Source organism: Citrobacter sp. Ce129, from assembly GCF_030334545.1.
Taxonomy (GTDB): domain Bacteria; phylum Pseudomonadota; class Gammaproteobacteria; order Enterobacterales; family Enterobacteriaceae; genus Citrobacter; species Citrobacter europaeus.
This window is the reverse complement of record NZ_JAOWDS010000059.1, coordinates 24907-38144: the sequence shown is the minus strand read 5'-3', so window position 1 is coordinate 38144 and position 13238 is coordinate 24907. Positions and strand designations below refer to the sequence as shown.

Below are 13238 nucleotides of genomic sequence, written 5' to 3'. Positions count from 1 at the left end.
TACTTACTGCCCCGGGATAAGACTATTTCTTGTTTTGCTCTCTCAACATAGCCTCGCGCAAAATAGCATTCAGCCGCGTCTGGTAACCCTTCCCGGGGCGCTTTAGCCACTCCATCACGTCAGCATCAATGCGCACCGATGCCTGCGTTTTCAACGGACGGAAAAACTTACCGCGATTAGCCTCTGACCACTGCTTATCTTCGGTCACGGGAATGTCGCTGTAATCAATATCATCATCCGGTTTATTCGCCAGCGCCTTCAGTTCAGCCTCATGCTGAGCACTCAGCGCGGATACGCTGCCGCGTTTATGTTTAACCATGCTCATAACGATTCCTCTCTTTACTGTCTGCCTTTCTGGCACTGATGATACGAATGACTTCAACGCCACTTTCAAACCTAACGCTATGGGCAACCAGAATGACCACCACACCATACATCATCCCTATGGTCTGCCACCGATACTCACCGTTCTCATAACGATCCTGTCTGGACAAATGCCGGGGATCGTCGAAAACCAATACTGCGTCCTCAAAGCGAACACCATGTTTACGGTAGTTACTTTGCGCCTTGTTTGCATCCCATTCAAACTCCATTGGCATGTATTTTATCCCTAATTGTATATACAAAAACGTATATACAATTATCTTACAATTATACCTGGATTGTTGGAAATAGCCTCACAATTTGACGACCAGGAATTGAATTTTGAAGGCCGGATAAGGCTTATCCGCCATTCGGCACTGACTCCCCACTCACTCGATAATCGCAAACCGCGTCGCGGCAAAGCAGTTCAACACCCGATGCACCAGAAATACCATGGTCAGCGTTGCCACCAGCGCGACGGTGACGGAGGTGATGCGGTACAGATCGCTGAACACCAGGTCCTGATCCGGGTGCAGGTTCTGGCCAAACATAATGCCGATGGTGGTGATACTGGCAAACCCCACGCCCGCGCCGACTTTTTCCATTACGTGCAAGCGGGCGCTGAATGCCAGCCCAAGGCCAATCAGCGGCATCATCAGCACCATATGATTGCTGAAATCATAGATAAGCAACTGCACCAGCAGAATATACAGACAGGCCAGCACCACGCCGACCACACGCCAGATCGAGCTGATCACCGCCCCGCGATAGTGCATCGGAAACAGGATCAAAATGCCTGCCATCAGCGCCGACAGCGAATCACTCAAATCGCAGATCTGGAAGACCACAAAAATCATCGTCGCCACCGTGCCGGAAAGCAGCGATTCATGGCGCACCCGGGCGGCATCTTTCTCAATGCGCGGCGGTGGCTGGCGGGGTTCCACGTCCGGAATCAGATAATGCAGCAGCGCGCTCAGCGCCACCGCCATGACGCAGGCTTCCATATTGGAGAACATCAGCGTATGCCAGTTGGTGGTGGGATAGCTCATAAAGTTGAGCATCGTGCTCTGGCATACCACGCCCATCGAACCGAGCAGAAACAGCGGGCCTTTGCTCATAAAACGAAAGCGCATCACGTACAGGCCGAACACCACCAGCGTCATCATCAGCGGCCACTGCGACAGATAACCGACAATCAGCACCATTTCAACGCAGTTTACCGCCGCGCTGAACACAAACTGTGTTGCCACATGGCGGTTGAATACCGGCACCAGCGACAGCAGCATCAGCGGATAAACCACAAAAAATACGCCGTACTGCACGTTGTAGAATGTCGAGATACTCAGTGCGATTGTCCCGGCAACGGAGATACGCAGGGTCTGGCGAAAATCATTGGCGGTATAGACAATATTCCCGTGCGGCGTAAAGACGTGGGCCAGCGTGTTAATAGACATAATGCAGCCAACTGACGAGGTGGATCTGCGCCCCGGCAAAGGTGCGGGCGAACATCCCCTCGCTGTTATACAGCTGTACCGTGGCGCGCGCCCCGGTCGGTAACGGCGTGTCGAGCGGTTCGTTCAGCGCGACGTGAATGCGCATACGCTGGGCATCACGCACCCAGCGGGTGGACTGTTCCGGCTGCGACAGCTGGCCGTTCACCTGCTCCTGGCCCGCCAGAATACCGGCATCGCTGCTGGTAACGCGAGCAGAGAAAACCTTGCCCGGCATGGCATCGAACACCACGGCGGCATCGGTATTTACCCGAGTGTGGCGCAGGCTTTTCTCGCGAAAGTCGGCCACGATATCGGTCTGGTGGCTGACCAGCGCCAGCAGCGGCGTGGCGGCGGTGGCGTAAAGTCCGGGGCTAAGCTGGAGATTGCTCACCGTACCGTCGGTCTGGGCATACACTTTGCTCCAGCCGAGGTTCAACTGCGCCTCTTCCAGCGCGTTACGGTATTTTTGCAGCGTCACGTTACGCTTATCATCGCGCTCGCCGCGCTGGATCAGCAGGTTCTGAATACTGGCATTAAGCGCCGCCACCGACTGCTCGCTGGTCTGCCAGGCGGTACGCACCTTGTCGAGATCGGATTGCGACACGTTCTGCATGGCACTCAGGCGCTGATAACGGTCTAAGGTGGTCTTATCGTTACGGGCGTTGAATTGCGCGGTGCGCAGGTTGGCGCGCGCGGAAGCTATCTGCGCATCCAACTGTTGGTTGCTCAGCTTCGCCTGCTCAAGGGCGATTTGCGCAGCCTCGACCTTATTGATAAACGGCGTCGGATCCAGTTCGTACAGCAAATCGCCCTTCTTCACCTGGCTATTATTGTGTACATGCACCTGCGAGACGTATCCGGAAACGCGTGAGGAAACAGGCGTTACCACGCGCATCACCGTGGAGTCCGGCGTCAGCGGGATCCAGATATCGGCAACGATAAACCAGGCGAATATTACCAGGAAAGCGGCAATACTCACCCTTACCCAACGGGCAAATTTTTGTTCTGGGGTCATCATAGTTTTTTAGTGTTGATTGTCTTCTTCGCGGATTGTCCGCAAATTGCAGGCGAGTTGATTTAAGGTTGCGCTGAAGGAGGCAAGCTCCGCTTCAGGAATGGTGCAGGTGACGCGATGTTGGTATGTCTCAATCACCCGGTTAAGTTCTTCAAGCCTTAAGCGGCCTTGCGCGGTCAGCGTTAGCAGGCGGATGCGTTTGTCATAAGGCGATGTGGAACGCAGCAGATACCCCTGCTTTTCCAGCTGTGAGAGGGTGCGCATCAGCGGAGGCAATTCAATGCCCTGCATTTGTGCCAGTTCGCTGACCGAGACGTTGTCTCCCAGTTGATACAGCTGCATCAGTACCGTCCAGCTGGACTGCGTCAGGCCAGTATCGGTGATGGCAGCATCAATAATGGCCCGCCACTGGCGCACCACCATTGCCATGCGCATCCCCATTGGTCGGCGGGCAAACAGTTCATCTTCAGTCATCTTACTTTCCCCTCATCGCTGAAAAGAAAATAATACTTATCAGGGTAAGTATCAAGAAACAGACTATCCAGAAGCATGAATTGATAAATATGGTGAATATAAAAAGGCCGGGAGATAACCCCCAGCCTCTGTCGATAAAAGAAAATCACTCCACCTGATCGCGTCGTAGCCCGACATCCCGCAGCCGCTCATCACTCATCTGTTGCAATACGCGCCGCGTTTGCGCCCGCAGCCGCCACGCCTTGTATGCCCGCCAGATCAATACAAACCCAATAAACGGCTGTTTTGCTTTATTCTCGTGAAATTCCATACCTTGCCTCCCCGCCTTGCCAGAGGCTTTATCTTCACGGATTTAGCCCAAAACAATACAGACTCACAAAGTACTTTTATTTAACATACAGATTGGTTAAAAAGAGTTCTGCATCGCTTTTTACACGCTAATCTGTACTGGTTTTTTAATCTGTATGGTACCCATGAGGGATACAGCATGACGCGTTACCAACATCTGGCCAATTTGCTGGCCGAACGCATTGAGCAGGGGCTGTATCGCCATGGCGAAAAACTGCCCTCGGTTCGCAGCCTGAGCCAGGAGCACGGGGTGAGCATCAGCACCGTCCAGCAGGCGTATCAGACGCTGGAACAGCGCCAGCTGATCACACCGCAGCCACGTTCCGGTTATTTTGTCGCGCCACAAAAAGCGCAGCCGCCCGTGCCGCCGATGTCGCGCCCGGTGCAGCGTCCGGTCGAAATAACGCAATGGGATCAGGTGCTGGATATGCTAAAGGGCAACGCGGACAAATCGATAATCCCGTTTAGCAGCGGCGTGCCCGACATTGATCAACCCAGCCTGAAGCCGCTGTGGCGTGAACTCAGCCGCGTGGCGCAGCACAACCTGCGCGCGATACTGGGCTACGATGAAATCTCCGGATGCCGCGAACTACGTCAGCAGATTGCGCGACTGATGCTGGATGGCGGTTCGGTGGTCAATGCAGATGATATTGTGATCACCAGCGGCAGTCAGAGCGGAATGTCGCTGGCGCTGCTGACGGTCTGCCAGCCCGGAGACATTGTCGCCGTTGAATCGCCTGCCTATTACGGCACGATGCAGCTGTTGCGTGGCCTTGGGATCAAGGTGATTGAGATCCCAACCGATCCGGATACCGGGATCAGCATTGAAGCGCTGGAGCTGGCGCTGGATCAGTGGCCGATCAAAGGTGTGCTGCTGGTTCCCAACTGCAACAACCCTCTCGGATTCATTATGCCGGATGCGCGTAAGCGGGCAGTGCTCGCCCTCGCCCAGCGGCACGACATCGTTATTTTTGAAGACGATGTGTATGGCGAGCTGGCAACGGAGTACCCACGCCCGCGCACGATCCACTCCTGGGACAGCGACGGTCGGGTAATACTCTGCAGTTCGTTTACCAAATCCGTCGCCCCCGGACTGCGCGTGGGTTGGGTGGTGCCCGGTCGCTATTACAACAAGCTGCTACACATGAAGTACGCCGTCATTGGAACTAACGTTCCCGCTACGCAACTGGCAGCGGCTTCCTTTGTGCGCGAAGGTCATTATCATCGGCATATCCGGCGTATGCGCCAGATTTATCAGCGCAATATGGAGATCTACACCTGCTGGGTACGGGAATACTTCCCCTGCGGGATCTGCGTCACCCGACCGAAAGGCGGCTTTATGCTGTGGGTCGAGCTGCCGCTCCAGGTCGATATGGTCTGTGTCGCTAAGCAGCTCTGTCGCCTCAAAATCCAGGTTGCACCGGGTTCTCTGTTCTCCGCATCGGGGAAGTATCGCAACTGTGTGCGCATCAACTGCGCATTGCCGCCAAACGACAAGCATCGGGAAGTAATGCAGAAGCTCGGAGAGGCGGTAAAAACGGCAATAGAGTAGATCGAGCTGCCCGGCGCTTCCGGGCAGGCAATTAGGCAGTTTAAGCTATATCTAATGGCTTAAACCCTGAATATCTTCAGCGGAAAGTCGGGTGATTTTTTGTACCGTGCTGATATCAATGCCATCTGCCAGCATGGTGCGGGCAATACGCAGCGCCTCATCATGTCGCCCCTTTATCAGCCCTTCTTGTTTGCCTTCCTGTTTACCTTCCTGCTTGCCTTCAAGCCATCCTTTTTGAAATCCGGCCTCATGCAATCTGTCCGCAATCGTCATCAAATGCTCCTTATGTTGCGGTGAACGTTCGGCAACCCCACGAATAAACTCACTGAATCGAGGTGCATCGCCAGTTCGTAAAATATAATTAAACAGCGTCTTTATCTGGCTGTCATTAGTCAGTCCAGTAAGTAGCAGGGAAACAATTTGCTCCACCAGCCCCATAAGATCGCGCTGACGGATGTGTTTTTGGATTAACTCCAGCAGCGCCATACGTCGATGCTGCACAATTTCGTCATCCGGTATGACCGTAATATCCACCAGCGGAAACGCCGCAGCATACAGCTTACGAGCCAGCTTCGGGTTGGCAAACTCATCCAGCCAGCACAGTGAATAAGGGTACGGGCTTTTAGCGCCGTGATAGAACAGCATCGGCACCACCAGCGGCAATTGCTGGTACCCGGCATCTAAATGTTTCTGCATAGCCGCTATCGCATAGCGCATCAGTCTGAATGCCATATGCGCATCCGGTGTGCTTTGGTGTTCAATCACTACATAAATATATCCATCCCCATCCGTGGTTTTCACCGACCACAGCACATCGGAATAGTACGCACGTAAATTCTCTTCAATGAAACTGTCTGACTCGAGTGTAAGCGTCTGAAGATCGCAAAGCTCGCGTAGCGAAGCGGGAAGATGTATTTGTAGGAAATCCCGGGCAGTCTCAGGGTGGCGTAAAAACGTTTTAAAAACCGCATCGTGCGGTGTTGAAGTGGGAGCTTTGTTCATGGCGATCCATCACCTGGAAATAAGATGCCGTAACTGTAGCGCCGTAAAACTGTCCCCTCATCTGCAACTTTCTCTCTTTGCGAGGTGATTTCCGGGATAAATACGTCCTTATGTAACGTCTGCATTTGTCTGGAACACATCACGCAGAATCGCTATCTCAATGCACATTCCCACTTTTTCACCACTCTGCCTGTGCTATAACAAATCATCACTTTCATGGAGGACTCGATGTGACGCATACCCGGGATATTCCACAATCGTTCTGGCGTGATGAGCAGTTGCCGTGGCTGGAGCTGCGCAGCACCTGGCAAAGCCAGCAGGCCTATAAGCGTCATCACCACTCTCAGCTCTCGATTGGGGCAATTCTCGAGGGGGAAACGTGCTGTCTGTGCGATGGCGAAGAATACCATCTGCAGGTGGGCGATCTGATTGTGATCCCGCCGCTGGTGCCTCACAGCTGTAATCCCGTCAACGGGCAGTTTCGCAGCTACCACATGCTTTACCTTGATGCCCGGTGGTGTCTGGCTAATCTGGCTGTGCAGAACAACAATCAACTGCTTTGCACGCGTGCTCCCGTTATCCGCGATGCGCAAATATTCCAGCGTTATATGCACCTTGTGGCACTCGTGCCGCAACGGCAAACGACGCTAATAACAGATGCTGCACGAAAATTGCTGCACTCGCTGCCATTGCAGTCGGTAACACCAGAAAACCTAAGCGCCACCAGCCAGTATCTGCGCGAGCGCTTGCAGTCCAGCCTGCTCGCTCCGCCCTCACTCGATGAGCTGGCACATGAGTGTCACATACGTAAAGAGACGCTGATCCGTACTTTTAAGCAGGACACCGGGCTGACGCCGGGAAGTTATCTGAACATTCTGCGGATTGACTATGCCCGCCAGCGTCTGCGGGCTGGAGACGAGATTGCCGATGTCGGCTACCAGAGCGGGTTTGCCGACCAGAGCCATTTCCATCGAACTTTTGTTCGCTACACCGCAGCCACACCGCGCCAGTACGCGTTGGGACGATCAATATCAGACAATAATTAGCGCTGCGCCAGACGTACGGTGATCTCAGATTCATTCTCTGAGGTCGCTATGTCGTTGCTTACTGAACTTTTTCCTTCTGCTTTCCCCGCGCTGGCGCTGGCGCATTTTGTCGCATTGCTCAGCCCCGGACCGGACTTCTTTTTACTGGTCGGTTATGCCGTACGTTACCGGATGCGCGGCAGCGCCGGGCTGTGCGTGGGGATCGCTTTCGGCAACGGGCTGTATATCCTGCTGGCGATTATCGGTTGGGGGATCCTGCGCCAGCTTCCCCTGTTGTTTACGGTTATTGAACTGCTGGGTGCGCTCTATTTGTTGTGGATTGGCAGCCTGCTGATACGCAGCCGCCCGCAAACGCTGACCGGAGCGGACGCCCGGTCTACCTGTCCGGGATTTGGCAAACAGCTGCTGCTGGGATTGGGTTCATCATTGCTCAATCCCAAAAATGCACTGTTTTATCTGGCGCTGATGACCGCCCTGCTCGGCCCGTCGGTGACGCTGCTGCAACAAACCATGAGCGGGATCTGGATGACCAGCGTGGTCCTGTTTTGGGATCTGCTGATCGTGATGTTCATCGGTTTGCCGCAGATCCAGCGATGGTTAACCAGAGGGATATTGTGGGTAGAGCGTATCGCTGGGGGGGTATTGATTATCTTCGGTTGTGCCATCGCGCTGCGGTTTTTGCAGAGCATCGTAGTCTGATTTGCGCGGCGATTTTCTGCAAATAAACCGGATAAACTCGTTTAATTAATATCCAATCCGCATTACACTGCGGATGGTTATTACCCGTTCAACTTACTCTTCCTGAGGTGCGATGTGCTGATTGTTACCTGTAATCGTTACGTTTTCTGACCCCGCGTCAGTGAACGTATCTTCTGTTTGCGCTTCGCGCAGGCAGCGTTTTTGATTACATGAAATTCAGTACATTTGCAGTCTGCTTTATTCTGTCATCGGTCTGACGTCTCAAAGACGGTATTGAATTTCGCTATTCCCGTTGAGGGTTTTCTCCCGACAAGGAGCTGTTTTATGCAACGGATTCTCGCGTTTTTCTCCCAACGCGCCACAACGCTATTTTTTCCTGTCGCGTTGATTTTATATGACTTCGCCGCCTATCTGTCCACGGACCTGATCCAGCCCGGCATCATCAATGTGGTGCGTGATTTCAACGCCGACGTCAGCCTGGCGCCCGCTGCAGTGAGCCTTTATCTGGCGGGCGGCATGGCACTGCAATGGCTGCTGGGGCCGCTTTCCGACCGGATTGGCCGTCGACCGGTGCTGATTGCGGGGGCGTTAATCTTTACGCTCGCCTGCACTGCCACACTGTTCACCACCTCAATGACGCAATTTCTGGTCGCCCGATTTGTGCAGGGCACCAGCATCTGCTTTATCGCGACTGTTGGCTACGTCACGGTACAGGAGGCGTTTGGGCAAACAAAGGCCATTAAGTTGATGGCGATAATCACTTCCATAGTGCTGGTGGCGCCGGTTATTGGCCCGCTCTCCGGGGCTGCGCTGATGCACTTTGTACACTGGAAGATCCTGTTTGCCATTATTGCCGCCATGGGGCTTATCGCCTTGATTGGATTAGCGTTAGCCATGCCGGAAACCGTCCAGCGCGGCGCAGTGCCGTTCAGTGCACGCGGCGTACTGCGCGATTTCCGTGACGTTTTCCGTAATCGGGTGTTCCTGTCTGGCGCAGCCACGCTGTCGTTAAGCTATATCCCGATGATGAGCTGGGTGGCGGTCTCGCCGGTTATTCTGATAGACGCAGGCGGTATGAGCACAACGGAGTTTGCCTGGGCCCAGGCGCCGGTATTTGGCGCGGTGATCGTCGCCAATATGGTGGTTGTTCGTTTTGTGAAGGATCCGACCCGGCCGCACTTTATCTGGCGAGCGGTCCCCATTCAACTGAGCGGGCTGGCGGTGCTGATTGCCGGCAATTTACTGTGGCCGCACGTCTGGCTGTGGTCGGTGCTGGGAACCAGCCTGTATGCCTTTGGCATTGGAATGATTTTCCCCACGTTGTTCCGCTTTACGCTGTTTTCCAACAACTTACCGAAGGGTACGGTTTCGGCGTCGTTGAATATGGTGATCCTGACAGTCATGGCGGTTTCTGTCGAAATCGGACGCTGGCTGTGGTTTAACGGCGGCAGGATTTCATTTCATCTGCTGGCGGTTGTGGCGGGGATTGCTGTCGTGTTCACGCTGGCAGGTTTGCTCAAACGGGTACGCCAGCATGAGGTAACCACGTTAGCCACTGAAAACTAACCTGCCCGCTTATCCGGCCTGCAGAGTTGTAGTAGGCCGGATAAGGCGCTTGCGCCGCATCCGGCTACGATCACGTCACCTTACGCAATGCGGGCAAATCCCGCGTCCAGATCGGCAATCAGGTCGTCGATATCCTCGAGGCCAATATGCACCCTGACCAGCGTACCGCTGAAATCCACCTCTCCTGCCGGTCGAATGCTGTTTAGCTCTTCCGGCTGATTAGCCAGAATGAGCGACTCAAATCCGCCCCACGAATAGGCCATATGGAACAGCGAGAAGTTATCGAGAAAATTCGCCATCTGTTCGTCGGTCAGTCTCTTTTTCAGCACAAACGAGAACAGGCCTGAGCTTCCGGTAAAGTCGCGCTGAAAATACTCATGGCCCGGACATTCCGGTAATGCCGGATGATTCACCCGCGCCACTTCCGGCCTTGCCGACAGCCAGCGGGCAATATGGATGCTGCTCTCCTGATGCTGCTTAAGACGTACCGCCAGGGTGCGCAATCCGCGGCTGCCGTTGTAGGCCGTATCGGCGTCCAGCGTTTGCCCCATCAAATAGGAGTTCTCGCGCAGGCGATCCCAACACCGGGCGTTCGACACCGCCGTGCCCAGCATGCCGTCCGAATGACCGATGGTGTACTTCGTTCCCGCCTGAATGGAAATATCCACGCCATAATCCAGTGCTTTAAACAGCACGCCTGCCGCCCAGGTGTTATCGATCATAATGACAATCTCTGGATTCACCGCGCGGATAGCCTTCACCATCCCCGGCACATCCTGAACTTCCATAGTGACCGAACTCGGCGACTCGAGGAATACAACCTTCGTTTCCGGACGCAGAAGATCGACAATCCCAGCGCCAATCAGCGGATCGTAATACGTGGTTTCCACGTTGAATTTACTCAGGATCTTATTGCAAAAATCCTGAGTTGGCTCGTAGGCCGCGCCCGTCATCAGAATATGATCGCCACCCTGAACAAACGCCAGAATCGCGTTGGTCACCGCCGCAGCGCCGCACGGGTACAGCGCGCAGCCAACGCCGCCTTCCAGCTCGCTCATTGCCTTCTGAAAGGCAAAGTGGGTGTAGGTTCCGCGACGACCGTAAAACAGCTCGCCGTTCGCGCGATTGGCGGTGGCAAATTTCTTGTCCTTCACGGTATCAAATACCAGTGAAGAGGCGCGTTGGATAACCGGATTCACCGCTCCCTGGGTGTAGCGTTTGTCACGACCAGCAACAACCAGGTGCGTCTCAAGCTTCATTGCGTCTTTCATAACATCTCCTGTTCTTAATCCGTGTGAAACCTATACCACCGCAGCAGTAGAGTTTATTTCAGTGTTGGTCTGCTTTTTTCCAGCGAACCGTTCGACAATCTGCGCCGCATTCAAATCATGGATAACGTTGATCAGTGTGGCCGGCGCATCGGTAATCGTGCCCAGCACCACCAGCATCGGGATCGCTTCCATCGGCAGGCCGAGCGTGGTGACGATAAAGATTTCACCGAGGAATGCCCCGCCCGGTACGCCGCCGACAATAATGGCGGAGAGCACCGCGATCAGCATCGTCAGGAAGAAGGTCTCGGTGGTGAACTCCATGCCCAGCACAGAATAGATAAAGACAATTTTTAGCGCGGCAATCATCGCCACGCCGCCTTTGTTGAGGTTAACCAGCAGCGGAATGGAGACATCAACGATTTCCGGGTTAATCCCCATCGCCTTACCGGCACGCAGCGTTACCGGCAGCGTCCCCAGCGAAGAGCAGGTCCCCAGCGCAGTGGCAGACGGCTCAATCGCATTACGCCAGAAGGCTCTGACCGCCGGAATACCGCCGCCAATATACGAATAAAGAATTGAGCCAAAAACAAAATAGACCAGCGTGGCGACCATAAACAGGCCGATAGCACGGGCAAAGGTTAACAGCAGCGCCGAGTCCTGACTGGCCATGGTGGCGGCGAAGTAGCAGCCCAGACCAATTGGCGCAACCTTCATGATGATCGACACGATCTTCATGATCACGGTATTGGCATCTTCCAGCAGCGACGCAATGCGTTTACCGGCCTGATCCGACTGGCCAATCGCCACACCGGCGATGATTGCCATCACGATCAGCGCCAGAATATTGGACTTAGAAAACAGTCCAATAAAGTCGCTGGTGGTGATCATACTGACAAAATCCATCTTGCCGCTGCCCGCCTGCACCGACTGCGAGAGATCGATAGTGACGCCCTGCGCCGGGTTATACCATAGCGCCAGCGCGACGATCCCGGCGGCCGGAATAAAGGCCATGGCGATCGAAACAATAAAGATTATCGCCATAATGCGCCCTAACCTTTTCAGGTCGGTCATACTGGCGATCGAAGACATGACGCTGATCCCCACCAGCGGCACAATAATCATAAATAACAGGTTTAAGAATATCTGACCTATTGGCTGGAGTTTACTTGCAAGCGATGGGGCATAAATACCTAATAAGCCGCCAATCACCAGAGCAACTAATAAAATAATCGACGATCTGTAGGGTTCGAGTCGTGACCACATAATCGGTACCTTTAGAATAATAATTAATGAGATTAAATTCACAATGTGATGAGTTTCCGTTTCGCCTCCTTTTATTTTGTGACGTAACTCACCTAAGTTGTTATTTTTTCATTTTGCCAGCAAGTTGTTTCCTGTGATTCAATAGTTGCATGTTTAAAAGGCGAATGTAACGGCCTATTCGTACCGTTTTTGCAAATCACTTGTGAATTAAAGGAAACTATGAGTACGCCGATTTCACTCAAGCATCTGGAATTTTTTACTAAAATCGTCGACTGCGGAGGATTGTCAGAAGCCGCGGCGCAGCTCAATGTATCGCCGTCTGCGGTCAGCAAAAGCCTGGCCGCGATGGAAGACACGCTGGGCACGACATTAATTAAACGCACGACCCGCAGTATTACCCTGACCGACGCCGGGCAATATCTCTTCAACCGCGCTAATAAGCTTTTGAAAGAATTCGATGAAACGCTGAATACCACTTCCGGTTATTACCACAGCCCGCAGGGTGAATTACGCATAACCTGCTCAATTGCGTTTGGTTATTCCCGACTGGTGAACCTGGTGGATAAATATCGCTCCCAGTTTCCGGATGTGAATCTGTATATCGATCTCAACGATAACTTCGTGAATCTGAACGAAACGGATTTCGACATCGCCCTGCGCATCTCCACCGCACCGCCGCAGAACTATGCGATGCGCAAGCTGGTGCCAGTCCGTTGGGCGTACTGCGCTTCACCCGGCTACCTTGCCAAAAAAGGCATGCCCCAGCGCCGAAGCGACCTGGTCAACCATGATTGTCTGGTTTACCCAGGCCTCACGCCGGTGCTGAAGGTGGCGGATGAACAGGATCGCCTGCACCAGTTAAAACTGCATATGCCAATCCAGGCCAACAGCAGCCTGGTATTACTGAAGTCGGTGTTAGAAGATCAGGGAGTGGCGTATTTGCCCACCTATCTGATTGGCGATCATATTCAAAAAGAAGAGATAACGCCGCTGATGCTCGACGGCACCATCACCTGTGAAACTCACGCCCTGTATGCGCTGTACTTTCCCAGCAAGTACAGCAATCCGAAGGTGCGATCGTTTATCGATTTTCTGGTGGCGGAACTCGGCCCCTTGCCCGCCTGGGACAACTGGATCCCGGAGTAA

General features: G+C 53.7%; 14 protein-coding genes. 5 read left to right on the top strand and 9 right to left on the bottom strand.

Going from position 1 to position 13238, the window contains the following annotated elements:
• Positions 1–22: 22 nt before the first annotated feature.
• The 6 genes from OGV77_RS09795 to OGV77_RS09770 all read right to left on the bottom strand — a co-directional run bounded on the left by OGV77_RS09795 (position 23) and on the right by OGV77_RS09770 (position 3655).
• Positions 23–325: a BrnA antitoxin family protein gene (locus OGV77_RS09795; RefSeq protein ID WP_043018311.1), complete on the bottom strand. Its 303-nt coding sequence runs from the start codon at positions 323–325 to the stop codon at positions 23–25.
• A complete protein-coding gene (locus OGV77_RS09790) occupies positions 312–599 on the bottom strand; it encodes a BrnT family toxin (RefSeq protein ID WP_043018310.1) in 288 nt (95 codons plus the stop codon). Before OGV77_RS09790 ends, OGV77_RS09795 begins: the two co-directional genes overlap by 14 nt.
• A 153-nt stretch (positions 600–752) precedes the next feature.
• On the bottom strand, positions 753–1817 hold the full coding sequence (locus OGV77_RS09785) for a DUF2955 domain-containing protein (protein ID WP_087050971.1): 1065 nt from the start codon (positions 1815–1817) through the stop codon (positions 753–755).
• Positions 1807–2874 (bottom strand): HlyD family secretion protein, encoded by a 1068-nt coding sequence (locus OGV77_RS09780; protein WP_075145249.1) that lies wholly within the window; start codon positions 2872–2874, stop codon positions 1807–1809. The genes OGV77_RS09785 and OGV77_RS09780 overlap by 11 nt, the downstream gene beginning before the upstream one ends.
• Positions 2875–2880: 6 nt before the next feature.
• Entirely contained in the window at positions 2881–3345 is a 465-nt protein-coding gene (locus OGV77_RS09775) for a MarR family winged helix-turn-helix transcriptional regulator (RefSeq protein WP_043018307.1), read from the bottom strand.
• A gap of 145 nt (positions 3346–3490) precedes the next feature.
• On the bottom strand, positions 3491–3655 hold the full coding sequence (locus OGV77_RS09770; RefSeq protein ID WP_008786105.1) for a DUF1127 domain-containing protein: 165 nt from the start codon (positions 3653–3655) through the stop codon (positions 3491–3493).
• Between the two features lie 177 nt (positions 3656–3832).
• On the opposite strand from OGV77_RS09770, the gene OGV77_RS09765 reads away from it, so the two are divergent.
• A complete protein-coding gene (locus OGV77_RS09765; protein ID WP_087050970.1) occupies positions 3833–5245 on the top strand; it encodes an aminotransferase-like domain-containing protein in 1413 nt (470 codons plus the stop codon).
• Positions 5246–5296: 51 nt separating this feature from the next.
• Here OGV77_RS09765 and OGV77_RS09760 read toward each other — a convergent pair whose 3' ends face one another.
• Positions 5297–6247 (bottom strand): Rpn family recombination-promoting nuclease/putative transposase, encoded by a 951-nt coding sequence (locus OGV77_RS09760; RefSeq protein ID WP_075145250.1) that lies wholly within the window; start codon positions 6245–6247, stop codon positions 5297–5299.
• Positions 6248–6477: 230 nt separating this feature from the next.
• On the opposite strand from OGV77_RS09760, the gene OGV77_RS09755 reads away from it, so the two are divergent.
• From OGV77_RS09755 to mdtM, 3 genes are all read left to right on the top strand, one after another.
• Positions 6478–7293 (top strand): AraC family transcriptional regulator, encoded by an 816-nt coding sequence (locus OGV77_RS09755; protein WP_043018304.1) that lies wholly within the window; start codon positions 6478–6480, stop codon positions 7291–7293.
• 48 nt (positions 7294–7341) lie between these two features.
• Positions 7342–7992 (top strand): LysE family translocator, encoded by a 651-nt coding sequence (locus OGV77_RS09750; RefSeq protein WP_080625769.1) that lies wholly within the window; start codon positions 7342–7344, stop codon positions 7990–7992.
• A 324-nt stretch (positions 7993–8316) separates the two neighbouring features.
• Positions 8317–9558 carry a multidrug efflux MFS transporter MdtM gene (gene mdtM / locus OGV77_RS09745; protein ID WP_043018302.1) on the top strand — a complete coding sequence of 414 codons (1242 nt, stop codon included), beginning with the start codon at positions 8317–8319 and terminating at the stop codon, positions 9556–9558.
• Positions 9559–9638: 80 nt separating this feature from the next.
• Here mdtM and metC read toward each other — a convergent pair whose 3' ends face one another.
• Together metC and OGV77_RS09735 are read right to left on the bottom strand one after the other, a co-directional pair.
• Positions 9639–10829, bottom strand: a complete 1191-nt coding sequence (gene metC, locus OGV77_RS09740) for a cystathionine beta-lyase (RefSeq protein WP_043018301.1) — start codon at positions 10827–10829, stop codon at positions 9639–9641.
• A 30-nt stretch (positions 10830–10859) separates the two neighbouring features.
• A complete protein-coding gene (locus OGV77_RS09735) occupies positions 10860–12092 on the bottom strand; it encodes a dicarboxylate/amino acid:cation symporter (RefSeq protein ID WP_087050969.1) in 1233 nt (410 codons plus the stop codon).
• Positions 12093–12311: 219 nt separating this feature from the next.
• Between OGV77_RS09735 and OGV77_RS09730 the strand changes: the two genes are divergently transcribed.
• Positions 12312–13238 (top strand): LysR family transcriptional regulator, encoded by a 927-nt coding sequence (locus OGV77_RS09730; protein WP_003830068.1) that lies wholly within the window; start codon positions 12312–12314, stop codon positions 13236–13238.